Raw genomic sequence first — 26,501 nt, forward strand, 5'->3', positions numbered from 1 at the left:
TCAAAGCTAGCGGGTTGCGCCGACAGTGAACGCTGTCCGGCTGCCCCGCCGTTCTGTCGTACTCTGGGCGCTTAGGCAACGAAAGGCGCATCTGGTGGATATCCGCATTGGCATCTTCAACTCTCCCCGTGAGATCAGCTTCGAGACGTCGCAGGCCGCGACCGAGGTCGAGGAAGCGGTAGCCGCCGCCCTCTCCGGTTCGACCGGGTACCTCAAGCTCGCCGACAGCAAGGGCCGGGTCTTCATCGTCCCGACGATCGGCCTCGCCTACGTCGAGCTGGGCTCCGAGGAGTCCCGTCGCGTCGGTTTCGTCGCGTAGACCCGGAATGGAACTCCTCTTCGCCGCGCTCGGCGGGGCCGTCCTCGGCCTCGCGGCACGGTACGTGCTCCCCGGGCGCACGAACCACGGCGCCGTGCTGCTCCCCGCGATCGGCACGATCGTCGCCATGGTCGTCTGGGTCGCACTGACCTGGTTCGGCTGGGCGTGGGACGGTGGCTGGATCTGGTGGGCCACCCTCATCGTCGCCGGCGGGGCATCCGTCGCTGCCGGCATGACGCTCGCGCGCTCACGCGTCGCCGGCGACACCCGGATGCTGCACGAACTGATGCGCACGGGTCACCCCGGCCGCGCGTAGGCTCACGCTCACCGAGCGCGGGTGTTGCGCCGGTGCGCGTGCGGTGCGCGTGCGGTGCGCCACCCGCGCAGCGGCGCAACACCCGCGCTCGAGAACAGACCGGTCGAGAACAGACCGGTCGGGCACAGACCCGTCGCGGCGATGGCTCAGGCCGTGAGGCCGAGGCCGTCCATCCGCCGGGTGTGCGCGGCGATCAGTTCGGTGAAGACCGGCTCGATGCGTTCCTCGGCTGGTCCGGCGACGGTGACGACTCCGGCCTGGTCCGTCGTGCCCGCGAACGCGAGCGCGGAGCGGGCGATCAGCAGGGTGTCCCCGACCAGCCGACGGCCCCAGAGGGCCAGGTGCGAGGCGAGCGGAGCATCCGCGGCGATCGCTGCGGCGAGCTGGGTCGCGAGGATCGCGGCCCCGGCGTCCTCGCCGAGGAGGTGCGCGACCCGCGGGCCGACCTCACCGGGAAGCCCGTCGGAGAGCCGGATGAAGAAATCGTCGAGCAGTCCACCGGCGAGGTAACAGCTCAGCAGCAGCTCGGTCCAGTCCGCGCCCGTGATCTCGGCGCGGAACGCGTCGAGGGCAGGGACGAACGGCGCCATCACGTCTGCGGGTTCCGCTCCGCGGCGGCGGATCTCGGCGACGAGGCCCTGGTGCTTGGAGAGCGCCCGCCCGGCGGCGGTGCTGAGCGCCTGCTTGGCGGCGAGGTTCGGCGCAATCAAGACGGCGCGGGCGAGGCTCTCGAAGACGCCGAGCTCGAAGTACGCGGACTGGCCCAGGAACGGCAGCAGTTCGGGGGTGAGGTCCTTGATGTCCACTTTCGTGGTCGATGGACGTTCCCCCCGGGTGGTGAGCCGGGGGATTATCTCGACGCGCTTGGCGCGCCCATCAAACCAGGAGAACACCAGCCCAGCTTAGGACAGAGCTGCGTCGTCCGCGCGGCCGGACACCCGCCTGCCCGCGTGGCTTCGGCTGCTTCCCAGACAGCTCCCGGTAAGGTGAGACAAGCCATCGGCGTGGATCGGTGGCTGGTGCCCGAGGCAGAAGACGGGCGCATTTCCGTTTCCAGCTAATGACAGGCAAACTTTCGTGACTTTCTCCGAACTCAATATCGACCAGGACCTGGTTGACGCTCTCGCCAGTAAAGGCATCCTCGAGCCGTTCCCGATCCAGCTCCAGACCATCCCGCTCGCGATGAGCGGCCAGGACATCATCGGCCAGGCCAAGACCGGCACCGGCAAGACCCTCGGCTTCGGTCTCCCCCTCATCCAGCGTCTCGGCCTCGACCCCGAGCCCGGCGTGCAGGCGCTCGTGGTCGTTCCGACCCGCGAACTGTGCGTGCAGGTCAGCGAAGACCTCGAGATGGCCTCGCAGAACCGCAACACCAAGATCGTGTCCATCTACGGCGGCAAGGCCTACGAGGGTCAGATCGAGCAGCTCAAGGCCGGCGCCCAGATCGTCGTCGGCACCCCCGGTCGCCTGCTCGACCTCGCGAGCCAGCACCTGCTCAGCCTCGCCAACGTGCGCGAGATGGTCCTCGACGAGGCGGACAAGATGCTCGACCTCGGCTTCCTGTCCGACATCGAACGGCTCTTCGCCCAGACGCCGTCGACCAGACACACCATGCTCTTCTCCGCGACGATGCCCGGCCCGATCGTGGCCCTCGCCCGCCGCTTCATGAACCGGCCCATCCACATCCGTGCGCAGGAGCCCGACGAGGGCCTCATGCAGGCCAACATCCAGCACATCGTCTACCGCGCCCACAGCATGGACAAGGACGAGGTCATCGGCCGCATCCTGATGGCGGAGGGCCGCGGCAAGACCGTCATCTTCACCCGCACCAAGCGCGCAGCAGCCAAGCTCGTCGAGGAGCTCGGCGACCGCGGCTTCAACGCGACCGCAGTGCACGGCGACCTCAACCAGGACCAGCGCGAACGCGCGATGGCCTCGTTCAAGGCCGGCAAGAAGGACATCCTGATCGCAACGGATGTCGCCGCTCGCGGAATCGACGTCGACGACGTCACCCACGTGATCAACCACACCATCCCCGAGGACGAGAAGGCGTACCTGCACCGCGTCGGACGCACCGGGCGCGCGGGCAAGACCGGCATCGCCGTCACGTTCGTCGACTGGGACGACATGCACAAGTGGACGCTGATCAACACCGCGCTCGACTTCGGCGTTCCGGTCCCCGTCGAGACGTACTCGTCCTCACCGCACCTGTACTCCGACCTCAACATCCCGGTCGGCTCGAAGGGCCGCCTGCGCATCTCCCCCGTGCGCGAGCACTCCGCGGGAACCGGTCACTCGGACTCCGGTCGTTCGGACGGACGCTCGGGTGGAGCCGGGCGCACCGGCGGCGCCGGCCGCTCCGGCGGATCGGGCCGCGGCGGCGACGGTGCACGCTCGGATTCGGGCCGCACCGCGGACGCCGGCCGCTCGGGCGCAGCACGCACCCGCACCCGCGTCAGCCAGACCACCAACCCCGACGCTCCCGCCGTGACCCCCGCAGCGGGCACCCACGACGGCGGCGGAGCCCAGCACCACGACGGCAACAGCGCCCCGCGCCGGCGCAGCCGTTCGCGCCGCTCCGCCCCCGCAGCCGGCGGAGCCAACTAGCCGCTCCGGCCTCCAGCCGCCTCTGCCGACAGAATCCGTCGCCAGAACAGGGCGCGTCCGCTTCGGCGGGCGCGCCCTTCTGCGTGCCGCAACCCGCAGCATCCGCAGCGCGTATCTCGCTGAGGTGTCGCAGATCGAGGTTCCCGCAGCGCGCGAACCTCGATCTGCGACACCTCACGGGGTCTAGGCGAAGACGGGGGTCTAGGCGAAGACGGGCTCAGAGCCGGTCGCCTGCTTCAGGATGCGGTCGAGTACCTCGGGCGTCGTGGTGTTCTCCCCGAGACGGTTCGGTTTGCCCTCGCCGTGGTAGTCGCTCGACCCCGTGACGACGAGCCCGTACTTGGTCGCGAGCGAATAGAGCCGCGCCTTCGCGGCCGTCTTGTTCTCCCGGTGCTCGAGTTCGAGCCCGAACAGCCCGGCCTCGACGAGCCGGGCGAGCCGGGCCTCCGGGATCACGTCGCCCGCGCCGCGGGTCGCGGGGTGCGCGATGACCGGCACTCCCCCCGCCGCGACGACGAGGCCGACGGCGCGCACCAGGTCGGGGGCATAGTGCGGCTGGTAGTACCCGGACTCCCAGTGCAGGATGCCCGCGAAGGCCTCGCTCCGGGTGAGGGCGAAGCCTCGGGCGACGAGGGCATCCGCGATGTGCGGGCGCCCCACCGTGGCATCCGGTGTGGTCTGGGCGAGAACGTCGTCCCAGGTCAGCGCGTAGTCCACGCCGATCCGTTCGACCATCTCCTCCGCACGGACGAGGCGGGCCTGCCGCACCCGCGCCGTCTCGGCGACGATTCCGGCATCCGAAGGATCGAAGAGGTATGCCAGCAGGTGCACGCTCGCCGTCGACACCCGGGTGCTGAATTCCATTCCCGGAATGAGCGTGATTCCGGCGGTGCGGGCCGCCGCCGCCGCTTCGTGCCAGCCCGCCGTGGAGTCGTGGTCGGTCAGAGCGACGGTGCCGAGACCGGCCGCGGACGCGGCCCGCACCAGCTGGGAGGGGGTTTCCGTGCCGTCCGAGACGCTCGAGTGCGCGTGCAGGTCGATGGGACCCCTGAATTGCCGTTCGCCTGCCATGACCCCATGCTAGTTGCGGCGGGAGCGGCCACCGGTCGACCGCAGCCCGGCCGCGTCCCGGCGATACTCGCGGGACAGCCAGCGGGCAATGGGACAATGGGAGTATGGCCAATTCCACCGAAACCGTGCCCACCGTCACCGCCAAGCCCCGCCCGAACGAGAACCGTTCCACGACGCCGGGGTCGGACGGCTTCAAGTCCTATATCTCGAGCGGCTGGGCGGAGCGCGTCGACACGCTCCCGCCGGCCCGTGAGCAGGCGCCGTTCGCCGCGGCCCGGCGCGCTCGCGTCTCCGCGATGTACCCGGGGCAGCGCCTGATCGTTCCGGCCGGGCGCCTCAAGCAGCGCTCGAACGATACCGACTACGCCTTCCGCGCCCACTCCGCCTTCGCGCACCTCACCGGCTGGGGCAGCGACTCCGAGCCCGGAGCAGTCCTCGTGCTCGAGCCGACGGCGACCGGGCACGACGCGACACTGTACTTCCGTGAGCGCGCCGGACGCGACTCCGACGAGTTCTACGCCAACGCCGACATCGGCGAATTCTGGATCGGCCCGCGCCCCTCCATCGCCCAGGTGGCGAGCGACCTCGCCGTCACCGTGCGCGGCATCGCCGACCTCGACGCCGTGCTCACCGTCGTCGACACCACGACCCTCGTCATCCGCGAGGCCGACCCGGCCTTCACCGTGGCCGTCGACGAGGGCCGCCTCCGCTTCGCCGCGGACAAGGTGCTCGGCGACAACGCCACGAACTCCCCGTTCAGTCTCGAGGTCAACGGCGAGCACGAGGCGGACGACCGGTTCGCCCGCGACCTGTCCGAGCTGCGCCTCGTGAAGGACTCCTACGAGATCGCCCAGATGCGCCTCGCGATCGCGGCCACCGGGCGCGGCTTCGAGGACGTCATCCGCGACCTGCCCCGGTCGAGCTCCCACGAACGCGGCGAGCGTCTCGTCGAGGGCGTCTTCAACACCCGCGCGCGGGTCGACGGCAACACGGTCGGCTACGACACGATCGCGGCCTCCGGCCCGCACGCGTGCATCCTGCACTGGACCCGCAACGACGGCCCGCTCAACCCGGGCGACCTGATCCTGCTCGACGCGGGCATCGAGGTCGACAGCTACTACACCGCAGACGTCACCCGCACCCTCCCCGTCGACGGCACCTTCTCCCCCGTGCAGCGTCGCGTCTACGAGGCCGTACGGGAGGCAGCGGATGCCGCGTTCGCCGTCGCGAAGCCCGGCGCGATCTTCCGCGAGGTGCACGCCGCGGCCATGGCGGTCATCGCCCGCCGGACCGCGGAGTGGGGCATGCTCCCGGTCACCGCCGAGGAGGCCCTGAAGCCCGAGAACGGCCAGCACCGCCGCTACATGGTGCACGGCACGAGCCACCACCTCGGCATCGACGTGCACGACTGCGCCCAGGCGCGGCGCGACATGTATCTCGACGGCGTGATCGAGCCCGGGATGATCTTCACGATCGAACCCGGCCTCTACTTCCAGCCCGACGACCTCACCGTGCCGCTCGAGTTCCGCGGCATCGGCGTCCGCATCGAGGACGACGTGCTGATCACGGCGACGGGCGCCGAGAACCTGTCCGTCGGCATCCCCCGCAGCGCGGACGACGTCGAAACCTGGATCGCCACTCTCACCGCCTAACGGCCTACCCCGCCGCGAAAGCGGGTGAATCGTCGTTCTCACGAGGTCGAACCGACGATTCACCCGCTTTCGCGAGCGTGCGTGGGCGCTAGTCCGTGGATGCGGTGGGCGCGGCCTCGGGGGTCGGGGTGGCGGCCTGCGGCGCAAACTGGCCGTACGGCGGTGCCGGCTGGTCGGGGCGGGCCGACGGGGCCGACGGCTCCGGCTGGGCCGGCTGGGCGGGCTCCGGATCGGCCTGGTGGACGACCACCGGCTCCGCGGTGCCGTGCAGGAGGTTGCGCGCCTTGTTCACAAGGGCGGCCTCCACGATGATCTGGTAGCTGCTCGCCATCACCTGCATGGTCGAGGTGAAGTCGCGGCGCCTGCGGTTGAGCGCGTAGCTCACCACGCCGAACAGCATCCCGAAGCCCGCACCCATCAGCACCGCGGCGAGCACGAACGGCAGGCCGGCCCCGGTCGGAGAAAAGATGAAGAACAGCAGGCCGAAGAAGATCCCGAGCCAGGCGCCGGAGGCCGCTCCGGCGAGGGCAACGCGACCCCAGGTCAGTTTCCCGGTGACCCGCTCGACGGTCTTGAGGTCGTTGCCGACGATCGAAAGCTGCTTCACCGGGAAATCGGCCTTCGCGAGGGTGTCGACGGCGGCCTGCGCCTCTGCGTAGGTTTCATAGGTCGCGAGCACCTCGCCCTTGGGCAAAACCGGGAACAGGGCGGGACCGCGATTGCCGAAAGGGTTCTGATTACTCATGGACCCATTCTCCCACAGCACGCCGAAGGGCTACAGGTGGCCTACATTTGTAAGGTGACTGCCACCAGAGTCTTCGTTGCCCGATTGGCCGGGTGTTCCGTCTTCGACCCCGCGGGAGACCGCGTCGGCAAGGTCCGCGACGTTCTCGTCGTCTATCGAAAAGACGATCCGCCCCTCGCGGTCGGACTCATCGTGGAAATCCCGGGCAAACGCCGCGTCTTCGTGTCGATGAGCCGGGTCACGAGCATCGGCTCCGGCCAGATCATCACGACCGGCCTGATCAACGTGCGCCGCTTCGAACAGCGCGGCGGCGAGGTGCGCGTCATCGCGGAGCTCCTGGGCCGCGAGGTCGTCTTCAACAACGGTTCCGGCGAGGCGACCGTCGAGGACGTCTCGATCGAGGAGACCAAGCAGGGGGCCTGGGAGATCGCCCAGCTCTTCGTCCGCCGCCCCAAGGCGAGCGTGTCCCTCTTCGCGAAGGGCGCGACGACGTTCGCCACCTGGAGCGACGTCCGCGAGAAGACCACCGTCGGTCAGGCCCAGTCCGCCGAGCAGCTCATCGCGACATACTCCGACCTCAAGCCCGCCGACCTCGCCAACACGATGCTCGATCTACCCCCCGAGCGGATGCACGAGGTCGCGAGCGAGCTCCCCGACGGCCGCCTCGCCGACGTGCTCGAGGAGATGCCCGAGAGCGAACAGGTCGCCATCCTCACCCGGCTCGGCGACGCCCGTGCCGCCGACGTACTCGACCACATGCAGCCGGACGACGCGGCCGACCTCATCGCGCAGCTGCCGGAGGAGCACGGCGAGCAGCTGCTCGACCTGATGGAGCCGGAAGAAGCCGACGACGTGCGGTTCCTGCTCACCTACGCGCCGGACACGGCCGGCGGCCTGATGACGACGGAGCCCATCATCGTCTCCGCCGACGCGACCGTCGCGGAGGGCCTCGCCCTGATCCGCCGCCACGACCTCGCCCCGGCTCTCGGTGCGGCGATCTGCGTCACCCTGCCGCCGTACGAGCCGCCGACCGGTCGTTTCCTGGGCATGGTGCACTTCCAGCGGATGCTGCGCTACCCGCCCCACGAGCGTCTCGGCACGCTGCTCGACCAGGGTCTCGACCCCGTCACCGCTGACACCTCCGCCGCGGAGGTCACCCGGATCCTCGCGAGCTATGACCTCGTCTCCGTCCCCGTTGTCGACGACAACCACCGACTCGTCGGGGTGGTGACAATTGACGATGTCCTCGACTACCTCTTGCCCGACGACTGGCGAAGTCACGACGGCAATGACGATGTACGCCGCAGGGCAGCCGCCCGCAGCGAGCTGAAGACGGGAAGCATCCCGCTCCCACACGGACGGAGGACCGGCAATGGCCCGAATTGATCGCTCGGATCAGCGCCTCGACTCGCCCAAGGGCCTGCGCGTCGCTCCCCTGTCCCGCACCAGGAACCGCAACCGCAACCGCGACCGGCCGTCGAGCGACCGCTTCGGCCGGCTGACCGAGGCCATCGCCCGGGGCATGGGCACCCCGTGGTTCCTGCTCGGACTCACGCTCTTCGTCCTCTTCTGGATGGGCTGGAACACGCTCGCCCCCGTCGCGTGGCGCTTCGACTCCGTCGCCCTCGGCTTCATCGCACTCACCCTCGTGCTCTCGATGCAGGCCTCGTACGCCGCCCCGATGATCCTGCTCGCGCAGAACCGCCAGGACGACCGCGACCGGGTGCAGTTCGAACAGGACAGGCAGCGCGCCGAACGCAACCTCGCCGACACCGAGTACCTCGCCCGCGAGGTCGTCGCACTCCGCCTCGGGATGAAGGACCTCGCCTCCCGCGACTTCCTGCGCAGCGAGCTCCGCGCCCTCCTCGAGAACCTCGAACAGCGCGAGGACGAGGAGAAGCGCGGCCGCAAGCGCTCCCGCAAGGGCGACCGCGACCGGGAAATCGACCATGATCGCGACCACGACCGTGCCGCGGACCAGGGCCGGGCGACCGCCACCGCGACGGCCCGAAGCGTCGAACCTGCGCCGGCAGAGACACCCGCGGGACCCGGGGCACCGGCCGCATCCCCCGCATCGGCCGCATCCGCCGCATCCGCCGCATCCGCCAAGATCATCGAGGAGCGACCCCCGATTGGCCGCTGACTCGCCCACGGCGCCGGGCACGGCATCGAACACGGCATCGAACGCGGCATCCGCTGATGCCTCCGGAATCGCCGCCAGGGTCATGACCGCGCTCACCCGGGTGATCGACCCGGAGATCCGCAAGCCGATCACCGATCTCGACATGGTGTCCGGGGTGCGCACCGAGAACGGCCACACCACCGTCGACCTGTTGCTCACGATCGCCGGATGCCCCGCCGCCCGCCAGATCGAACGGGACGTGCTCGAGACGGCGGAGTCCGTCGCCGGGCCCGGCGCCGTCACCGTCTCGGTCGGCGTGATGACCCGCGAGCAGCGCCGCGCGATGACCGAGAAGCTTCGCGGTGGGGCGGCCGCGCGCACGACGCAGTTCGGTGCGGGGTCCCTCACCCGGGTCTACCTCGTCACGAGCGGCAAGGGCGGGGTCGGCAAGTCCACCATCACCGCGAACCTCGCCGTCGCGCTCGCCGGCCGCGGCCTCAAGGTCGGCGTCGTCGACGCGGATGTCTACGGCTTCTCCATCCCCGGCCTGCTCGGCCTCGTCACGCCCGGCGTCGACGGCGCCAAGGGGACCGCGGTCAAACCGACCAGGGTCGGCGACATGATCCTGCCGCCGATCAACTACGACGTGAAGGTCATCTCGATCGGCATGTTCGTCGAGGACGGCGGCGTCGCGGTCGCCTGGCGCGGGCCGATGCTGCACCGCACGATCACCCAGTTCCTCACCGAGGTCTACTTCGGCGACCTCGACGTGCTGCTGCTCGACCTGCCGCCCGGCACCGGCGACGTCGCGATTTCGATCGGCCAGCTGCTCCCCCAGGCCGAGGTCATCGTCGTGACGACACCGCAGCCCGCCGCGGCGGACATCGCCGAACGCAGCGGCGTCGTCGCCCGCCAGACCGGGCAGACGATCTTCGGCGTCATCGAGAACATGTCCGGCGCCCTCCAGCCGGACGGCAGCATGCTCGAACTCTTCGGCGCCGGCGGCGGCGCGGAGGTCGCGCGCCGCCTCTCGGCCGGCCAGGACACGCCGGTGCCGCTCCTGGCGAGCGTGCCGCTCAGCGTTCCCCTCCGCACCGGAGGCGACGACGGTCGCCCGGTCGTGCTGAGCGACCCGCTCGACCCGGCGGCCCAGGCGATCGACGCGGTCGCCGAGCGGCTCTTCTCCCGCGCCCGGGGCCTCTCCGGTCGCAGCCTCGGCGTCTCCCTCAAGTAGCCGTCACCTTTCCGGTCGAGAGTGACGTTTCCGCGGGTCACTCTCGACCGGAAATGCAGCTCTCGGCGGAGTGTGGGGTGCCCGACGGACTCTAGGGTTCGAGGTCGGCGAACACCTCGGGCTGCGGGTCGGCGAACAGCTCTGGCTGCGCAGTCGGCGCCGCCGTACTCGTCGGCGGCTGCGGACGCCGCACGTGCACGGCCGCACCGGCGGCGAGGTACACCTCGCGCGGCTTGCCTGCGTCCGAATGCTTGACGGAGGAGATCCAGATCGCCTCCGGGTGCACGTCGCGGCCGGCACGCACGTCCTCGGCGGTCCGGAGCTTCGCCACGCGATGCAACGCGCCGCCGAACCAGATCTTCGCGACGATGTCGGCGAGGGTCAGCATGACCTGCATGACCACGACCAGCGTCCCACCGGAGCCGACGAGCGGCATCGCGTACACGATGGGGTACACCGCCCAGGAGGACAACAGGAGGATGGTCGCGGAGCGCAGCAGTGCGGCAGACTCGACCGTGAGCGCGGGCAGGGATCGCCGCACCACGATCGCGAGGAGGGCCGTCGTCGCCAGCCAGAACACTCCGGCGACGATTCCCCACCCGACGAGCGCGGCGGCATCCGTGCCCCCCGAAGCGACGATCGCGCCCAGGTACGCGAGGAACACCATCAGGAAACCACCGGTCATCGCGACCAGGCGGATGCGCCGGGCCACGCCGCCGAGGACGACGCACACGGCGAGGAGCTCGATGACGACCAGGGGAACCGCGACCGACCACTCGACGTAGCGCACGCCGAAGGTGAGGAGTGCCACGTCGTTGGGGACGAACTCCCCGGCGACACGGGTGTACCCGAAGAGCAGGCCGCCCAGCAGCACGACGTACGACACGAACATGGCGCTCATGATGCCCAGCCGGGCGACGACGGCGGTCCGGTAGCGGGCGCCGACCTCGCCACGCGTCACCCAGGCCCGGAGAAACCCGACGAAGAAGCACAGGGCGCCGATCCCCACGAAATAGCAGATGAGCTGGAACTGCGCCGGGGAGAGAGCGGCCTCCCACGGTGCGGCCAGGGAGCGGACGGACACGGATACCCTTCATCTGCGACGGTATGGTGCGAATCGTGAGGGACAGGAACGCGACTTCAGGACTACGACTTCAGGAACGCGATTTCAGGACTGCGACTTCAGGACCGGGACTTGAGGACCGGGATGACCGGCGGCGGTTCGACGGAGAAGAACAGCCCGCCCGCGCTGTTCGCCGAAACCATCAACCGCTCGATCCAGTCCCGGTTGATGTTCGGCACCCGACTGACCGAATAGCGGTAGTAGAGGATGCTGCTGGCATCGAGCCAGATCGCGCTCCGACCGCTCTCGGTCTCGTCATCTGTCGACTCCGTCCACGAAAAAATGAAGCCCTCCCTGCGCCTCAGTTTCGTCGTGATCACGATCTGCAGGTGCATCAGAGCGCGATCCTCAAAACTGACCACAATTCCTGGACTGCCGTACAACAAGGTACCCACGAGCTCCCCCTCCGGATGGCTCACTCTAACGGACGAATCCTCCGCCGCCTAGCATTCGCTATCGGGGCGCGTCACCGTCCGCACCGAGGGTCGAAGCATGGTCGGGGACCGTCCGGTTCAGCTCACGCGGAGGACGCTCGTAGTCGGTGCCCTGCGGCCGATGCGGGATCGAGACCCGCGGCGGTTCGCGGTGGTCGTACGGCACGATGGAGAGCAGGTGGTTGATCATGTTCAGCCTGGCCGCGAGCTTGTCCTCGCTCTCGACGACCCACCAGGGCGCCTCGGCGATGTCGGTGTGGACGAACATCTCGTCCTTCGCCTTCGAGTAGTCCACCCATTTCGTGATCGAGAGCAGGTCGGTCTCCGAGAGCTTCCAGCGCCGCATCGGGTCCTTGAGCCGGGAGCGGAACCGGGCCTCCTGCTCGTGGTCGGAGACGGAGAACCAGTACTTGACGAGGAGGATCCCATCCTCGACGAGCATCCGCTCGAAGAGGGGCGCCTGGTGCAGGAACCGGCGGTACTCGTCGGGGGTGCAGTACCCCATCACGCGTTCCACCCCGGCCCGGTTGTACCAGGAACGGTCCATCAGGACGATCTCGCCCGTCGACGGCAGGTGCTCGATGTACCGCTGGAAGTACCACTGGCCGCGCTCGCGGTCGGTGGGCACCGGAAGGGCCACGATCCGCGCGATGCGCGGGTTGAGGTATTCGGTGACGCGCTTGATGGCCGATCCCTTGCCCGCGGCGTCGCGTCCCTCGAAGATCACGACGATGCGCGCACCGGACTCGCGTACCCATTCCTGCATCGCGACCAGTTCGGTCTGCAACCGCCGCAGTTCGACGTTGTAGTCCGACTTCCTGACCCGACCCGGTGTGGACTTCTTCTTGGCCATCCCCGACCTTTCGTTCGCTTGGGTCACAGCCTAACGACGCCGAACGGTCGGGTTGCTCTATCCGGCTCGGGCGAGTCTGTCTATCCTGTTCCGAATAGTCGCCGACGACACGAGAGGAGCCTGATGACGCTCGAGCACCGCACCCTCATCTCCTCGGTCCAGCGCGCCCTCAAGGTCGTCGACATCGTCGCGGGCGCGCCACGTCCGATGCCGGTCAAGGCGGTCGCCCAGGCCTCCGGGCTCAGCCTCGGCACAGCGTACAACCTCACCAGGACCCTCGTGCACGAGGGGTATCTCGTCGCCGAACCCGATGGCCTCGTTCTGGGCCTGCGTTTCCCCAGTCTCCGCGGGGCCGACGCGGGGGTCTTCCTCGCCCGGGTGCGCCAGACCCTGCACCACGTCGCAGCGGAGAACGGCGCGACCGCGTACCTCGCCCGCTTCTCGGACGGAATGGTCAGCATCATCGACATCGTCGATGCGACGGGCGCCCCCCGGGTCGAGCAGTGGACCGGGCTCGGTGCGAGCCCGTATGCCTCCGCGCTCGGCCGCCAGATCCTCGCCCAGCTCAGCCGGGAACAGCGCGTCGACTTCCTCGGCACCGCGGACCGGCGTCCCGGAGCCCACGCCTCCCACGCGGACGCAGACGCCCGCGGACTCCCGGTCGGCCACGCGCTGCACGCCGCGAACGCGGGAGCGCAGGTCGGCGCGCAGGTGATGACGCGTCGCGCGCACCGGGCCGCCTCTCCCCGCCCGGCGGATGCCTTCGGCCGCGACCAGGGGACGACGCACGGCACCGCGTGCCTCGCCGTTCCGGTGCGGGCGCCCGGGGTCATCGCCGCGCTCGGCGTCGCGGTGACGGGAGAGCGCAGCGCCGCCGAACTCGGCGCGCTCACCGTGCGGCTCCGCGCCGCGGCCAACGCGCTCGCGACGCAACTCGGCGCCGAACGGCCCGTGCAGGCCCGTGCCTGAACGGCCGGGGGAACGCCCGGGTCGGAGCCGCAGCAGCGGATCCGTCGTGCGGTGCCGCTACGTCGCCTCCGAGTCGAACGGGGCGGGTTCCGACGGCGCGAGGGCGTTCTCCCTCGCGCGCTTCCGGGACAGGTATGCGCCGTTCGGGTTCGGCGAGACCCGGGACACCACGGCGGACTGCTCCTTGACCGGCTCGTCCTCGACGAGCGCCTCACGGATGATCCGGCGCGGGTCGTACTGGCGGGGGTCGAGTTTCTTCCAGTCGACGTCGTCGAACTCGGGGCCCATCTCGTCGCGCATGCGTTCCTTGGCGCCGTTGGCCAGGTCCCGGAGCTGCCGGACGAGCCGGGCCAGCTGGGCCGCGTAGTGGGGCAGCTTCTCGGGCCCGAGCAGGAAGACGGCGACGATCCCGACCAGGAGGAGCTTCTCGAACGTCAAACCAAGCATAGGTTGAGGATAACGCGCGGCGGGGCCTCCGCCGACCCGAGGGGAGCGCCCTTAGGCTGGACCCATACAAAACTGGAGTTGCACCGTGTCAGACAAAGATTTGAACTGGAAATTTTCCGACGACTCGGTCGTGGAATCCGAGGCCGTCGTCCGGGCGCGCCAGCAGTCGCTCGAACTCGGGATCGACGCGATCTCCCCCGCGGTCGGTGCGCAGTCCGCCGTGATCGCCGCCGCGACCGGTGCCCGCAGCATCCTCGAGGTCGGCACGGGGGCCGGAGTCTCCGGCATCTGGCTCCTGACCGGGGCGCCAGGGGCGACGCTCACCTCGATCGACACCGAGGTGGACCACCAGCAGCACGCCCGCGCCCTGTTCACCGAGGCGAAGATCCCGGCGAACCGGGTGCGGCTGATCACGGGCAAGGCAGCGGATGTCCTCCCGAGGATGAACGAGAACTCGTACGACATCGTCTTCATCGACGCCGACCCGCAGTCGGTCATCGAATACGTCGAGCACGGGCTGCGCCTGGCCCGGCCGGGCGGAACCGTGCTCGTGGCCCACGCCCTCTGGCGCGGCCGCGTCGCCAACCCGGCGCAGCGCGACGAGGTCGCCACCGGGTTCCGCACGCTCCTGAGCGAGATCAGCGGCTCGACCGCCGTGATCAGCGCCCTGTCCCCCGTCGGCGACGGGCTGCTGCAGATCACCAAGCTGCGCGCGTAGCGTTCCAGCGCCACCACGAGCGGCGACAAAAGGATCGGCCGCGCAGCAGGGCTGCACGGCCGATCCGTAATTCTCCTCGGTTACGAGGTGGAGACGTAATCTCCGACGCTAGACAACCGGGCGTACTACCCCGGCGAGTGCATCGTGAAGCTCCTTGGCTTCTGCGTCGTTCACAGAGACGACGAGTCGCCCTCCGCCTTCAAGCGGAACACGCACAATGATCAGGCGCCCCTCCTTTACAGCCTCCATTGGCCCGTCTCCGGTCCGTGGCTTCATGGCCGCCATGAACTCCCCTTCCACTCATTCGTCTGAACTTCTATTATCGACCATCCCGGCCCGAGACGAAAATTCGCGAGGTCCGGGCGGGTTACGCGGGCGGTTGCACCGGTTACGGCGGTGTCCAGTCGGCGCCGTCGACGCCCCAGCAGATCAGCAGCCATCCCCACTGGCCGAGGATGCACAGCACCACGATCGCGATCCGGTAACTCAGCCGTTTCGGCTGCGCGATCGCGCCGAGCAGCGGGAACATCGGCATCAGCAGCCGGAAGGTGCTCGACTGTGGGAAGAACACCGCGAAGAGGTAGAGCCCGTATGCGGCGAGCCAGAACCGCAGGTCGACGCCGAGCCTGCGCACGGCAGGGGCGAACAGCGCGGCGGCGAAACCGACGACGAGTACGAGCACGACGACGATGCCGAGCGGCTGCCCGAGCCACCAGACCCCGCCCTGGAACCAGGCGGTGAAGGGAACGAGTTCCTGGTAGCCGATGTACGAGGACCGCCAGGCGAGCTCCGTTTCGGTGTACGCGGTCGCCGAGCCGGTCGCGATCCACGCGATCAACGGCCAGGCGAAGCCGCTGAGGGCGCTGAAAGCGGTGACGGATGCCGCGAGGATCCGCTCGGGAACGGGGAACGGGTCGTTGCGGCGGGTCAGCCAGCGGTGCACGACGTGGAAGCCGAGTGCGAGAGCGAAGGCGAGGCCGCTCGGCCGGGTGAACGCCATCACGGCGATCACCGGGAACAGCAGCACATACCGGCGTTCGAGGAGGAGGAGGAGGGCGAGGGTGAGGAAGAACAGGTACATCGACTCGGCGTAGCCGAACTGCAGGATGGGGGCGAGCGGGGCGACGCAGAACAGCACGACCGCGAACAGGGCGGTGCCGCGGCCCTGGACCCGCAGCATCACCCGGTAGAAGAGCAGGGCGGCCCCGAGGCTGAAGGCGAGCGAGACGATGACGGCGGCCGGTGCCCACGGCGCCCCGCTGAGGAACATCACGACGCGCACGACCGCGGGGTAACCCGGCAGGAACGCCCAGGCGTTCTCGCCGACGTGTCCGGAGCTCGTGATCGGCAGCACGGCCGGGTAGCCGGATGTTGCGACGATGTTGTACCAGCGGGCGTCCCAGATGTTGGCGAAGTCGAAGTACCCCGGGCTGGCACCGGTCCACGGGTTCGCGCCCTGGACGCGCGCGAGGATGAGGACGAGGGTGGTCGTCACGAGCCGGGACAGCACCCAGATGCCCGCGACGGCGGCCCACCACGGGGCCAGCCGGGCGCGGGCCCGCCAGCGGGCCGGCAGCATCCGCTTCACGGCCGGAGGTCTGGCCGCCGGCACCGGCACGCGGCCCTGCTCGAGCGGCGGTCCCTGGCTGGGGCGGAGTGGGGCCCCTGTCGACACGGGCTAACGCTGCTTCCGGTTCGGGGCCGCGGTCAGCCAGGAGCGGAGGGCGTCTTCGCAGTCGGTGATCTGGTGCACGGCGACGCGCTCGTCGTCGGCGTGGGCCTTGAGCGGATCTCCCGGACCGTAGTTGACGGCGGGGATGCCGAGCGCGGAGAACCGGGCGACGTCGGTCCAGCCGTACTTGGGGCGGGCCTCCGCTCCGACGAAGGCGAGGAATTCCTGTGCGAGCGGCGCGTCGAGCCCCGGGCGGGCGCCCTCCGCGCGGTCGACGACGGTGACGTCGTAACCGGCGAACAGCTCGCTCACGTGCTCGAGGGCCTCGGCGGAACTGCGGCTCGGGGCGAACCGGTAGTTGATGTGCACCATGCACTCGTCGGGAATGACGTTCCCGGCGATGCCGCCGCTGATCCCGACCGCGTTCAGGCCCTCCCGGTAGACGAGCCCTTCGACCTCGACGGCGCGGGGTTCGTAGCCGGCGAGGATGGCGAGGATCGGTGCGGCCTTGTGGATGGCGTTCTCGCCGACCCAGCTGCGGGCGGAGTGGGCACGCAGACCGTGGGTGCGCACCTCGACCCGCAGGTTGCCGTTGCAGCCGCCCTCGACCTGCCCGTTGCTCGGCTCGCCGAGGATCGCGAAGTCGCCCTCGAAGAGATCGGGCCGGGCCAGGGCGAGCCGGCCGAGGCCGTTGAGGTCGTCAGAGACCTCCTCGTGGTCGTACCACATCCACGTCACGTCGAGGCCGGGCTCGGTGAGCTCGGCGGCGAGCTTCAGCTGCACGGCGACACCCGCCTTCATGTCCACGGTGCCTCGTCCCCAGAGGTAGTCGAGGTCGTCGACGGTCTCGAACCGGGTCGGCAGGTTGTCGTTGACCGGGACGGTGTCGAGGTGTCCGGCGATGATGACGCGCTGGGCGCGGCCGAGGCGGGTGCGGGCGACGATCGTGTCGCCGTCGCGGATGATCTCGAGGTGCGCGAGGCCGGCGAGCGCACGCTCGACGGCGTCGGCGAGGGGGGTTTCGTTGCCGGAGACGGACTCGATGTCGCAGATCGCCTGGGTGATCGCGACAGACGATGCGGCCAGGTCGAGCGGTCCGGCGCGGCGGGCGCCCGCGGCATCCGGTGCGGGGTTCACGTACGGGTTCACGGGCGGGGACGCGGGCTGGGGGGTCGAAGGCACCCTACTAATCTAGAGGAATGACCACGCGACAGTCCCCCCAGCCCGCCGTTCCGACCACAGCCTGGGGCTACGGCCTGGCCACCATCGCCCAGGACGGCACGGTCCTCGACACCTGGTTCCCCGCTCCCCTGCTCGGCTCCCTGCCCGCCGGTCGCGACCCGTGGATCGTGCCCGCCTCGGTCACCGAACTCGCCGGGCCGGACCCGCGGCGCGCGGTGCGCCTCGAGACCGTGACGATCGAGATCGACCTGACCGCTCCCCCGGCCGGCACGTCGGACGCCTACCTGCGCCTGCACCTGCTCTCGCACCTGCTCGTCCTGCCGAACAGCATCAACCTCGACGGCATCTTCGGCCACCTGCCCGTCGTGGTGTGGACGAACGCCGGCCCGATGCTCCCCGCCGACTTCGACCGGCTGCGCCCGGCGCTGCAGCGCGCGGGCATCCAGGCCGGCGGCGTGGACAAGTTCCCGCCGCTGCTGAACTACGTCACCCCCGACCGGGTGCGGATCGCCGACGCCTCCCGGGTGCGTCTCGGCGCCTACCTCTCCCCCGGCACAACGGTCATGCACGAGGGCTTTGTCAACTTCAACGCGGGCACCCTCGGCGTCTCCATGGTCGAGGGGCGCATTTCGCAGGGTGTCGTCGTCGGCAACGGCGCGGACATCGGCGGTGGAGCCTCGATCATGGGCACCCTGTCCGGTGGCGGGACCGAGCGCGTGCGCATCGGCGAACGGGCCCTGCTCGGCGCCAACTCCGGCATCGGCATCTCGATCGGCGACGATTCCGTCGTCGAGGCCGGGCTCTACGTCACGGCGGGCACGAAGGTGTCCCTGCCCGACCAGCCGCGCACCGCGGACGGCCGCATGCAGACGATGAAGGCCGTCGAGCTGTCCGGGGTGCCGAACCTGCTCTTCCGCCGCAACTCGATGTCGGGCGCCGTCGAGGTGCTCGCCCGCAGCGGGAACGGAATCGTCCTCAACGAGCAACTGCACGCCTGACCCCGGCACAGAACGACGGATGCCCGGCACGCGTTGGCGTGCCGGGCATCCGTCGTTCTGTGCGTACGGCTAGCGGCGGGGGAAGTCCCGCGCCGGGGAGCCCGTGTAGAGCTGCTGCGGGCGGCCGATCTTCGTGGTCGGGTCCGCGTTCATCTCACGCCAGTGCGCGACCCAGCCCGGCAGGCGGCCGACCGCGAACAGCACGGTGAACATGCTCGTCGGGAAGCCCATCGCCTTGTAGATGACTCCGGTGTAGAAGTCGACGTTCGGGTAGAGCTTGCGCTCACGGAAATAGTCGTCATTGAGGGCGATGTGCTCGAGCTCCTTGGCGATGTCGAGGAGGTCGTCCTTGACGCCGAGGGCGGCGAGCACCTCGTCTGCGCTCTCCTTGACGAGGGTCGCGCGCGGGTCGTAGTTCTTGTAGACCCGGTGGCCGAAGCCCATCAGGCGAACGCCCTGCTCCTTGTTCTTGACCCGCTCGACGAACTTCTCGACGCTTTCGCCGGAGGCCCTGATCTCGCCGAGCATCTTGAGCACGGCCTCGTTCGCGCCGCCGTGCAGCGGGCCGGAGAGCGCGCTGATTCCGGCGGACACCGAGGCGAACAGGTTGGCCTCCGTGGAGCCGACGAGGCGAACGGTCGACGTCGACGCGTTCTGCTCGTGGTCTTCGTGCAGCATCAGCAGGCGTTCGAGCGCCTTACTCACCACGGGATCGACTTCGTAGGGCTCAGCAAGGGTCCCGAAGATCAGCTTGAGGAAGTTGTCGACGTAGCCGAGGGAGTTGTCCGGGTAGAGGAATGCCTGTCCGACGCTCTTCTTGTGGGCGTATGCCGCCATCACCGGAAGCTTGGCGAGCAGGTGGATCGTGGCGGTCTCGACCTGCTCCGGGTCGTTCGGGTTGAGCGAGTCCTGGTAGTACGCGGCCATCGCGGAGACGCCGGAGGCGAGCACGGCCATCGGGTGCGCGTTGAACGGCAGCACGTCGAAGAAGCGGCGCATGTCCTCGTGCAGCAGGGTGTGCTTGCGGATGCGCTTGTCGAAGGCCTCGAGTTCGCCGGCGCTCGGCAGCTCGCCGTAGATGAGCAGCCACGCGGTCTCGAGGAAGTTGGAGTTCTGGGCGATCTGCTCGATCGGATAGCCGCGATACCGCAGGATGCCCTTGCCGCCGTCGATGTACGTGATCGCCGAACGGGTCGCCGCTGTGTTCACAAAGCCGGAGTCCAGCGTGACGAGCCCGGTCTGTTTGGTGAGCGTCGAGATGTCGATGCCGGAGGGGCCGTCGGTCCCATGGGCGATCGGGAACTCGGCGATGCCCCCTGGGAAGGCGAGCGTCGCCCCCAGCGGGTCGATGGACGGTGTTCGCTGTACGACGTCGCTCACGGCGCCTCCCTGAATATCACTGAGTGTCACTGAATCACTGCCTTACGGACTGGGGGTGGCCGCCATGGCACACCGGTGTGGCTGGAGACGTCCAAGCGGATACAGCCTAATCGGCCCCACCACCTACTGTTGCATCCGCCAAACTTTCGGCAGTTTCACCGGAGGAGATCTACAAGAATGGCGATGCCACCCGGTCCGGGTACACCGTGGGCAGTTGCTACTCTAGCGACCGGAGCCGGACGGCGGCTGCGTGGATGCGCTCATCCGTCGCCGTGAGCGAGAATCGGACGTGCTGCGGGTACCCGTCCCCATAGAAGGATCCCGGCCCGGCGAGGATACCGAGCCCGGCGAGTTCGGCGATCGACTGCCAGCAGTCGGCCCCCTTCGTGGCCCACAGGTACAGGCCGGCCTCACTCCGGTCGATCCGGTACCCGGCGGCCTCGATCGCCGGCACGAGCACGGCACGCCTGCCGCGGTACCGTTCACGCTGCGCCGCCACGTGGGCGTCGTCGCCGAGGGCGGCCACCATCGCGGCCTGGAGCGGCTGCGGGAGCATCAGGCCGGCGTGCTTGCGCACGGTGAGCACCCGGGCGAGCACGGTGGCGCAGCCGGCCGCGAAGGCGCCGCGGTAGCCGGCCATGTTCGACTGCTTGCTGAGGGAATAGATGGCGAGCACGTTGCGCCGGTCGGTGCCGATCACGCGCGGGTCGAGGATGCTGGGAATCGGCTCGGACGCCCAGGGCCCGGCCCAGCCGAGCTCGGCGTAGCATTCGTCGGACACGATTACGGCCCCGAGCTCCCGCGCGCGTTCGACGGCGGCACGCAGTTCGGACACCGACAGAACGCGGCCGTCGGGGTTTCCCGGGCTGTTCAGCCAGATGAGCTTCGTCGTGGACGGCCACGCGGCCGGGTCATCGGAGGCGAACGCGTCGCATCCGGCCATCGCGGCGCCGATCGCATAGGTGGGGTAGGCCGCGAGGGGGTGCACGACGGTGTCGCCCTCGCCGAGGCCGAGCATGAAGGGCAGCAGGGCGACGAGCTCTTTGGAGCCGATCGTGGGAAGCACGTTCGCCGGGGTCAGCGTCACCCCGCGACGGCGTGCGTACCAGTCGACGATCGCGGTTTGCAGCTCCGGCGTGCCGACGGTCTGCGGGTACGCGTGGGCATCCGTCGCCTCGGCGAGGGCGTGGCGCACGACGTCGGGGGTCGGATCGACGGGCGAGCCGATCGACAGGTCGACGATGCCGTCGGCGTGCGCGCGGGCCTGGGCCGCGAACGGCGCCATCTGGTCCCACGGGTAGTCGGGGAGCGGCTTGAGCACGGTCGGTTAGACCTGCGGGGGCAGGACGGCGATGATCGGGTGGTCCTTGTGGATCACGCCGACCTTCGCGGCGCCGCCGGGAGACCCGATGTCATCGAAGAATTCGACGTTGGCCTTGTAGTACTCGGCCCACTGCTCGGGGACGTCGTCCTCGTAGTAGATGGCCTCGACGGGGCAGACCGGTTCGCAGGCACCGCAGTCGACGCATTCGTCCGGGTGGATGTAGAGGGAACGGTCACCCTCGTAAATGCAGTCGACCGGGCATTCGTCCACGCAGGCGCGGTCTTTCACGTCGACACACGGCAGGGCAATGACATAGGTCACGAGCGGGGAGCTCCCTTCACGAGCTGAACGTCCAGTCTAGGACAAGCGCCCTCGGTCGAGCGCCCGCTTCAGGCGCCCCGGCCCGGGCGGGTGCTCCGCTGCGGGAGCCGCGGCCAGGCCAGCACGAGTGAGGCGACGAGGGTCGGCAGCGCCGTCCACAGGGTGCCGGCCAGCCCGGCGGGCACGAGCACGGAACCGCCCGTGCTCTTCAGTGAGAGCAGGAAGATCGATCCGACGAGGCCGATCGTGCACGCGAGCACGACGACCCGGTCGTCGAGCACGAGCCGGAGGCCGATGAGGAGGGCGCTCGCGGCGAGCGTCGCGAGCACGAGCCCGGCGGGCAGGGTCACGGAGCCGACCGAAACGGTGGCCTGGTGCGCCACCGTGCCGAGCACCCCGAAGACCACGCCGGCGGCGAACGCGACGAGACTCGCGAGGGCGCGCAAGGCCCCGGTCGCGACGGGGCCGGCCGGCGCCGGGGAGACCTGCTGCGGGGCATCCGCGGGGTCCGCTGCGGGCTGCGGCGCCGGGGCGGCGGATGCCGCGGACCGGTCTGCGGGCGCGGCCGGCGGCGGAGTGTCCCGCAGGTAGGTCTCTGTTCCCGTCACCGTCCCGGCCGGGGCGCCCGGCCGGATGGCCGACACGACGCGTCCGTCCACGGTCCACCGGTCGGAGTATGCGGAGAGGGCGGCGAGCTTCTGCTCGAGGTGATCGCTGACGTCGATCGCGACGATCCGCTGCCCGATGGCCTCGGTGACCCCGCGGCTCACGAAGACCGGCACGCGGGACACGCGTGCGGCATCCGCTGCGGCGGCCTGGAGCAGCTCGCTGCGGGCGCCGATCACGATCGCCGTCGCCCTGACCTCGTCGAGCACGGCGACCACGGCCGCCGCCGGGTCGGCGGCGACGGGCAGGAAACGCCAGTCGCTGACCCCGAGTGCGGAGAGTGCTGCACGCACCTCGGAGCTCGCCCCCGCGGTACTGTCGCCGTCGTCCCCCGGCGCCCGGGCACCGAAGAGCACGACGACCTCCGCGTCATCGCCGCGCAGGCGGGCGATGGTGCCGCCGGTGAACCAGGCCTCGTCGCCGGGCCCGTCGTGCACGAAGACGACGCGTTCTGCACTGCCGGACATGACCATCGATGAGCTCCCCAGGGTCGGCTTGGCGGACACCCACCTCAGAATAATAACTGGACAATTCCGGGCGACCGCCGGTAGAGTCGCTCAGGTAAGGATAGCCTTACCAACATCGACCGCTCCCGAAGACCAGGACACCGTGCTCGCAAATTATCTGATCGGCCTGCGTGAGGGCCTCGAAGCCGCTCTCATCGTGACGATCCTCGTCGCCTACGTCGTCAAGATCGGGCGGAAGGACGTGCTGCCGCGGATCTGGGCGGGCGTCGGCCTCGCCGTGCTCCTCGCGCTCGGCATCGGCGCGCTGCTCACCTACGGCACCTCCACGCTCTCGTTCGCCGCGCAGGAAACGATCGGCGGCCTGCTCTCGATCGCCGCGACCGGCCTCGTGACCTGGATGGTGTTCTGGATGCTGCGCACCGCGCGCACCCTCTCGAGCCACCTGCGCGGCAGCATCGACAAGTCCCTGCTCGGCACCGGCATCGGACTCGTCGTCGTCGCCTTCATCGCCGTCGGCCGGGAGGGCATCGAAACGGCGCTGTTCCTCTGGGCAGCCGTGCAGGCGACCGGCGAGACCACCCTGCCGCTGATCGGCGCCTTCCTCGGCATCGTCACGGCCGCGGGGCTCGGCTGGCTGATCTACTCGGGGATGCTCCGGATCAACCTCTCGAAGTTCTTCACCTGGACCGGCGGTATCCTCATCGTCGTCGCGGCCGGCGTGCTCTCCTATGGCGTGCACGACCTGCAGGAGGCCGGCGTCCTGCCCGGCCTGCACAGCATCGCCTTCGACGTGAGCGCGGCCATCCCGCCGGACAGCTGGTACGGCACCCTGCTCAAGGGAACGCTCAACTTCTCCCCCGCGACGACCTGGCTCGAACTCCTGGTCTGGGTCGCCTACGTCGGCACCACGCTCACCTTCTTCGCCCGCGCGGTCCGCCGCGGCCGCCCCAGCCCCGCTGCGCCGGAGACTCTGCCCGAAGAGGTCCTGGCCGGCGCCTGACCGACCGGAAGCCCGAAAGACTCCGTCGGACTCGTCCGGCGAATTCGTTCGGGCGCCTGCTCCGTCGACCCGTCGACACCCCTCCAGCCGCCGACCATCCCTGCGCCGCAGCGACGTATGCCCGCACTCCCGGCATCCGCCCACCGGCCCGTTCCTCCCGCACGACCACCCCGCTCACCACCTAAGGACTCCATGCAGCCCCGACTCCTTCCCCTCGCCGCCCTCGCCGCAGCGACCGCGCTCGCCCTCACCGGCTGCGTCCCGAACGCCTCGGCGCCCGGAGCGACGCACGCCGCCCTGACCGTCGACAGCAGCGCGACGGCGTGCACGGTGTCGGCCTCCACGGCATCCGCAGGCAACGTCACGTTCACGGTCTCGAACTCCGGAGACCAGGTCACCGAGTTCTACCTTCTCGGCGACGACCAGCTCCGCATCGTGGGCGAGGCGGAGAACATCGGCCCCGGCCTCAGCCGCACCCTCGTCGTCGACCTGAACGCCGGCAGCTACTTCACCGCGTGCAAGCCCGGCATGACCGGTGCGGGCATCGGCCAGGCCCCGTTCACCGTGACCCCGTCGAGCGCAGCGGATGCGGCGACGAACGCCCCAGGCGACGCCGACCTCGCTGCCCGCGTCGAGACCGCGAACGCCAACTACGCCTCCTATGTGAAGGACCAGATCGGCCAGCTCGTCACCGGGACGGCAGCATTCGCCGCCGCGTACACCGCAGGCGACGACGACACCGCGCGCACGCTCTACGCGGCCACCCGCGCGCACTGGGAACGCGTCGAAACCGTCGCGGAATCCTTCGGCGACCTCGACCCGAAGCTCGACCTGCGCGAGGCCGACCTCGAAGAGGGCCAGGACTGGACCGGCTGGCACGCCATCGAGAAGGACCTCTGGCCCGCCGACGCCGAAGCCGGCTTCGCCGCGTACCCCGCCGCCGAGCGCGCCCGCCTGGCCGGACTGCTCGTCGCGGACACGGCGACCCTGAACGAGAAGGTGCAGCCGCTCAGCTTCACCCTCGCCCAGCAGACCAACGGCGCGATCGGCCTCCTCGACGAGGTCGCGACCGGCAAGGTCACCGGCGAGGAGGAGGTCTGGTCGCACACCGACCTCTGGGACTTCCAGGCCAACGTCGACGGCGCCCGGGTGCTCTACGCCGGGGTGCGCGACGTGCTCGTGCAGAAGGACGCCGACCTCGCGGCGACCCTCGACACCCGCTTCGCGGCCCTGCAGGCCCTCCTCGACGCCCAGCGCGTCGGCGACGGCTTCGTGCTCTACACCGACCTGTCCACCGGCACCGTCAAGGGCCTCGCCGACCAGGTCAACGCCCTCGCCGAGCCCCTCGGCCGGCTGACCGCGGCCCTCGTCCTCTGATGCAGGGCGGCGATTCGCGAGAGCGGAAAAGTGGCCCCTTCCCGGGCGCCGAAGGGGCCGAAACTCCGCTCTCGCGGGAAGACGGGGAGGAACGGAAGGACCGGGCGGATGCCGGGGCGAACGCGTCCGGGACGGCGTCCGTGGTCGGGGCAGCCGCGGAGGGCCCGCGCAGCACCTCCCGGCGCGGCATCTCCCGGCGCGGGCTCTTCGGCCTCGCCGGGGCCGGCGTCGCGGGCCTCGGCATCGGGATCGCCGCGGACCGCGGGGTCCAGGCCCTCGCAGCGGCGGGCGCACCGGCCGCCGGCAGCACCGTCTACCCGTTCTACCAGGAGCACCAGGCCGGCATCGTGACGCCCGCCCAGGACCGGCTGCACTTCGCGGCGTTCGATCTGGCGCCGGGGGCCACCCGCGCCGACCTGATCTCCCTGCTGCAGGACTGGACCGCCGCGGCAGCGGCCCTGACCGCCGGGCGCGACATCGGCAGCTACGGCGCCGTCGGCGGGCCGTACGACGCCCCGCCGGAGGACACCGGCGAGGCGTTCGGCCTGCCTCCGGCCGGCCTGACGATCACGGTCGGCTTCGGGCCGACGCTCTTCGAGACGAGTGCAGGTCTGGACAGGTTCGGCCTCGCATCCGCCCGCCCGGACGCGCTCGTCGATCTGCCGCACTTCCCCGGCGACCAGCTCGATGCCGCGCGCGGCGGCGGCGACCTCTGCATCCAGGCCTGCGCGGACGACCCGCAGGTCGCGGTGCACGCGATCCGCAACCTGTCCAGGATCGCCTTCGGGCGCGCGGCGATCCGCTGGTCGCAGCTCGGCTTCGGCCGCACCTCCTCGACGAGCACGAGCCAGGCCACCCCGCGCAACCTCTTCGGCTTCAAGGACGGCACCGCCAACGTCAAGGCGGAACAGCCGGCCGTCGTGGACGAGCACGTCTGGGTCGGTGCGGGCGACGGTCCCACGTGGCTCACCGGGGGCTCCTACCTCGTCGCCCGGCGGATCCGGATGACGATCGAGACCTGGGACCGCACCGCGCTCCGCGAACAGGAAACCGTGTTCGGCCGTACCAAGGGTGAGGGCGCTCCGCTCTCCGGGGGCACCGAGTTCACCGAGCCCGACTTCGCGAGCACCGGCAACACGGGCGCCCCGCTGATCGCCGCGACCTCGCACGTGCGCCTCGCGCATCCCGCCCAGAACAACGGGGTGCAGCTGCTGCGGCGCGGCTACAACTTCGTGGACGGCAACGACGACCTCGGCCGGCTCGAGGCCGGGCTGTTCTTCATCAGTTACCAGCGCCGGCCGTCGCAGTTCACGACGGTGCAGCTCGCGCTCGCCCGGCACGACGCCATGAACGAGTACGTCCGGCACGTCGGTTCGGCGCTCTTCGCGGTCCCGCCCGGTGCCGCCCGCGGCAGCTACCTCGGCGCAGCCCTCTTCGCCTGACCGGGCAGGAGGATCCTCGTGGATTCTCAGAATCTCGGGGGCGGATGGTAAGGGTAGGCTTA

The 26,501-nt window shown here is 70.0% G+C and carries 27 protein-coding genes; 13 read left to right on the plus strand and 14 right to left on the minus strand.

Translation table 11 applies throughout. The features are described 5' to 3' along the window. Positions 1–94 precede the first annotated feature (94 nt). Together MQH31_RS18805 and MQH31_RS18810 are read left to right on the plus strand one after the other, a co-directional pair. Positions 95–319: a DUF3107 domain-containing protein gene (locus MQH31_RS18805; protein ID WP_134449555.1), complete on the plus strand. Its 225-nt coding sequence runs from the start codon at positions 95–97 to the stop codon at positions 317–319. 7 nt (positions 320–326) lie between these two features. Next, positions 327–635 carry a hypothetical protein gene (locus tag MQH31_RS18810; protein WP_243013326.1) on the plus strand — a complete coding sequence of 103 codons (309 nt, stop codon included), beginning with the start codon at positions 327–329 and terminating at the stop codon, positions 633–635. 146 nt (positions 636–781) lie between these two features. On the opposite strand, the gene MQH31_RS18815 is transcribed toward MQH31_RS18810, so the two are convergent. Further along, a complete protein-coding gene (locus tag MQH31_RS18815; RefSeq protein WP_243013327.1) occupies positions 782–1,528 on the minus strand; it encodes a ferritin-like fold-containing protein in 747 nt (248 codons plus the stop codon). A gap of 184 nt (positions 1,529–1,712) precedes the next feature. Here MQH31_RS18815 and MQH31_RS18820 point away from each other — a divergent pair, with 184 nt between their 5' ends. Further along, the gene (locus MQH31_RS18820; RefSeq protein ID WP_134535562.1) at positions 1,713–3,242 is read left to right on the plus strand and encodes a DEAD/DEAH box helicase; all 1,530 of its coding nucleotides are present in this window, start codon (positions 1,713–1,715) and stop codon (positions 3,240–3,242) included. Positions 3,243–3,443: 201 nt separating this feature from the next. On the opposite strand, the gene MQH31_RS18825 is transcribed toward MQH31_RS18820, so the two are convergent. After that, positions 3,444–4,313, minus strand: a complete 870-nt coding sequence (locus MQH31_RS18825; protein ID WP_243013328.1) for a PHP domain-containing protein — start codon at positions 4,311–4,313, stop codon at positions 3,444–3,446. A 104-nt stretch (positions 4,314–4,417) separates the two neighbouring features. On the opposite strand from MQH31_RS18825, the gene MQH31_RS18830 reads away from it, so the two are divergent. After that, positions 4,418–5,965, plus strand: a complete 1,548-nt coding sequence (locus MQH31_RS18830) for an aminopeptidase P family protein (RefSeq protein ID WP_243013329.1) — start codon at positions 4,418–4,420, stop codon at positions 5,963–5,965. A gap of 88 nt (positions 5,966–6,053) precedes the next feature. On the opposite strand, the gene MQH31_RS18835 is transcribed toward MQH31_RS18830, so the two are convergent. Then, positions 6,054–6,710, minus strand: coding sequence for a YflT domain-containing protein (locus tag MQH31_RS18835; protein WP_243013330.1), 657 nt, complete (start codon positions 6,708–6,710; stop codon positions 6,054–6,056). A gap of 54 nt (positions 6,711–6,764) precedes the next feature. On the opposite strand from MQH31_RS18835, the gene MQH31_RS18840 reads away from it, so the two are divergent. The 3 genes from MQH31_RS18840 to MQH31_RS18850 all read left to right on the plus strand — a co-directional run bounded on the left by MQH31_RS18840 (position 6,765) and on the right by MQH31_RS18850 (position 10,066). Then, complete coding sequence (locus tag MQH31_RS18840) at positions 6,765–8,096, plus strand: magnesium transporter MgtE N-terminal domain-containing protein (protein ID WP_243013331.1); 1,332 nt, start codon at positions 6,765–6,767, stop codon at positions 8,094–8,096. Further along, a complete protein-coding gene (locus tag MQH31_RS18845) occupies positions 8,083–8,853 on the plus strand; it encodes a DUF1003 domain-containing protein (RefSeq protein WP_243013332.1) in 771 nt (256 codons plus the stop codon). Before MQH31_RS18840 ends, MQH31_RS18845 begins: the two co-directional genes overlap by 14 nt. Before the next feature lie 82 nt (positions 8,854–8,935). Next, positions 8,936–10,066, plus strand: coding sequence for an Mrp/NBP35 family ATP-binding protein (locus MQH31_RS18850; RefSeq protein ID WP_243013367.1), 1,131 nt, complete (start codon positions 8,936–8,938; stop codon positions 10,064–10,066). Between the two features lie 91 nt (positions 10,067–10,157). Here the strand turns inward: MQH31_RS18850 and MQH31_RS18855 are convergent, their stop codons facing one another. The 3 genes from MQH31_RS18855 to ppk2 form a co-directional block, all read right to left on the minus strand. Continuing rightward, the gene (locus tag MQH31_RS18855) at positions 10,158–11,150 is read right to left on the minus strand and encodes a bacteriorhodopsin (RefSeq protein ID WP_243013333.1); all 993 of its coding nucleotides are present in this window, start codon (positions 11,148–11,150) and stop codon (positions 10,158–10,160) included. Positions 11,151–11,248: 98 nt separating this feature from the next. Further along, positions 11,249–11,608 (minus strand): DUF7882 family protein, encoded by a 360-nt coding sequence (locus tag MQH31_RS18860; protein WP_443656000.1) that lies wholly within the window; start codon positions 11,606–11,608, stop codon positions 11,249–11,251. A 34-nt stretch (positions 11,609–11,642) separates the two neighbouring features. Further along, the gene (gene ppk2 / locus MQH31_RS18865; RefSeq protein WP_243013334.1) at positions 11,643–12,476 is read right to left on the minus strand and encodes a polyphosphate kinase 2; all 834 of its coding nucleotides are present in this window, start codon (positions 12,474–12,476) and stop codon (positions 11,643–11,645) included. 123 nt (positions 12,477–12,599) lie between these two features. Here ppk2 and MQH31_RS18870 point away from each other — a divergent pair, with 123 nt between their 5' ends. Further along, on the plus strand, positions 12,600–13,445 hold the full coding sequence (locus tag MQH31_RS18870) for a helix-turn-helix domain-containing protein (RefSeq protein ID WP_243013335.1): 846 nt from the start codon (positions 12,600–12,602) through the stop codon (positions 13,443–13,445). 57 nt (positions 13,446–13,502) lie between these two features. On the opposite strand, the gene MQH31_RS18875 is transcribed toward MQH31_RS18870, so the two are convergent. After that, on the minus strand, positions 13,503–13,892 hold the full coding sequence (locus tag MQH31_RS18875) for a twin-arginine translocase TatA/TatE family subunit (protein WP_134535552.1): 390 nt from the start codon (positions 13,890–13,892) through the stop codon (positions 13,503–13,505). Between the two features lie 85 nt (positions 13,893–13,977). On the opposite strand from MQH31_RS18875, the gene MQH31_RS18880 reads away from it, so the two are divergent. Further along, a complete protein-coding gene (locus MQH31_RS18880) occupies positions 13,978–14,610 on the plus strand; it encodes an O-methyltransferase (RefSeq protein WP_134535551.1) in 633 nt (210 codons plus the stop codon). Positions 14,611–14,718: 108 nt separating this feature from the next. Here the strand turns inward: MQH31_RS18880 and MQH31_RS18885 are convergent, their stop codons facing one another. The 3 genes from MQH31_RS18885 to dapE form a co-directional block, all read right to left on the minus strand. Next, positions 14,719–14,895, minus strand: coding sequence for a DUF3117 domain-containing protein (locus MQH31_RS18885; RefSeq protein WP_134535550.1), 177 nt, complete (start codon positions 14,893–14,895; stop codon positions 14,719–14,721). Between the two features lie 103 nt (positions 14,896–14,998). Beyond that, complete coding sequence (locus MQH31_RS18890; protein WP_243013336.1) at positions 14,999–16,285, minus strand: putative hexosyltransferase; 1,287 nt, start codon at positions 16,283–16,285, stop codon at positions 14,999–15,001. Positions 16,286–16,288: 3 nt separating this feature from the next. Further along, on the minus strand, positions 16,289–17,419 hold the full coding sequence (dapE, locus tag MQH31_RS18895) for a succinyl-diaminopimelate desuccinylase (protein WP_243013368.1): 1,131 nt from the start codon (positions 17,417–17,419) through the stop codon (positions 16,289–16,291). Between the two features lie 62 nt (positions 17,420–17,481). On the opposite strand from dapE, the gene dapD reads away from it, so the two are divergent. After that, complete coding sequence (dapD, locus tag MQH31_RS18900) at positions 17,482–18,462, plus strand: 2,3,4,5-tetrahydropyridine-2,6-dicarboxylate N-succinyltransferase (protein ID WP_134535549.1); 981 nt, start codon at positions 17,482–17,484, stop codon at positions 18,460–18,462. Between the two features lie 69 nt (positions 18,463–18,531). Here dapD and MQH31_RS18905 read toward each other — a convergent pair whose 3' ends face one another. The 4 genes from MQH31_RS18905 to MQH31_RS18920 all read right to left on the minus strand — a co-directional run bounded on the left by MQH31_RS18905 (position 18,532) and on the right by MQH31_RS18920 (position 22,659). Further along, positions 18,532–19,842 (minus strand): citrate synthase, encoded by a 1,311-nt coding sequence (locus MQH31_RS18905; protein ID WP_198415946.1) that lies wholly within the window; start codon positions 19,840–19,842, stop codon positions 18,532–18,534. Positions 19,843–20,059: 217 nt separating this feature from the next. Then, positions 20,060–21,163 (minus strand): succinyldiaminopimelate transaminase, encoded by a 1,104-nt coding sequence (gene dapC / locus MQH31_RS18910; RefSeq protein WP_308196488.1) that lies wholly within the window; start codon positions 21,161–21,163, stop codon positions 20,060–20,062. 6 nt (positions 21,164–21,169) lie between these two features. Then, the gene (fdxA, locus tag MQH31_RS18915; protein ID WP_104099174.1) at positions 21,170–21,487 is read right to left on the minus strand and encodes a ferredoxin; all 318 of its coding nucleotides are present in this window, start codon (positions 21,485–21,487) and stop codon (positions 21,170–21,172) included. 68 nt (positions 21,488–21,555) lie between these two features. Continuing rightward, entirely contained in the window at positions 21,556–22,659 is a 1,104-nt protein-coding gene (locus MQH31_RS18920) for a PIG-L family deacetylase (RefSeq protein ID WP_243013337.1), read from the minus strand. Positions 22,660–22,762: 103 nt separating this feature from the next. Between MQH31_RS18920 and efeU the strand changes: the two genes are divergently transcribed. The 3 genes from efeU to efeB all read left to right on the plus strand — a co-directional run bounded on the left by efeU (position 22,763) and on the right by efeB (position 26,439). After that, entirely contained in the window at positions 22,763–23,620 is an 858-nt protein-coding gene (gene efeU, locus MQH31_RS18925) for an iron uptake transporter permease EfeU (protein ID WP_243013338.1), read from the plus strand. Between the two features lie 192 nt (positions 23,621–23,812). Continuing rightward, positions 23,813–24,997, plus strand: coding sequence for an iron uptake system protein EfeO (efeO, locus tag MQH31_RS18930; protein WP_243013339.1), 1,185 nt, complete (start codon positions 23,813–23,815; stop codon positions 24,995–24,997). Next, complete coding sequence (gene efeB / locus MQH31_RS18935; RefSeq protein ID WP_243013340.1) at positions 24,997–26,439, plus strand: iron uptake transporter deferrochelatase/peroxidase subunit; 1,443 nt, start codon at positions 24,997–24,999, stop codon at positions 26,437–26,439. The genes efeO and efeB overlap by 1 nt, the downstream gene beginning before the upstream one ends. Positions 26,440–26,501: the final 62 nt, after the last annotated feature.

It is taken from the genome of Cryobacterium zhongshanensis (assembly GCF_022760445.1).
Taxonomy (GTDB): Bacteria; Actinomycetota; Actinomycetes; order Actinomycetales; family Microbacteriaceae; genus Cryobacterium; species Cryobacterium algoricola.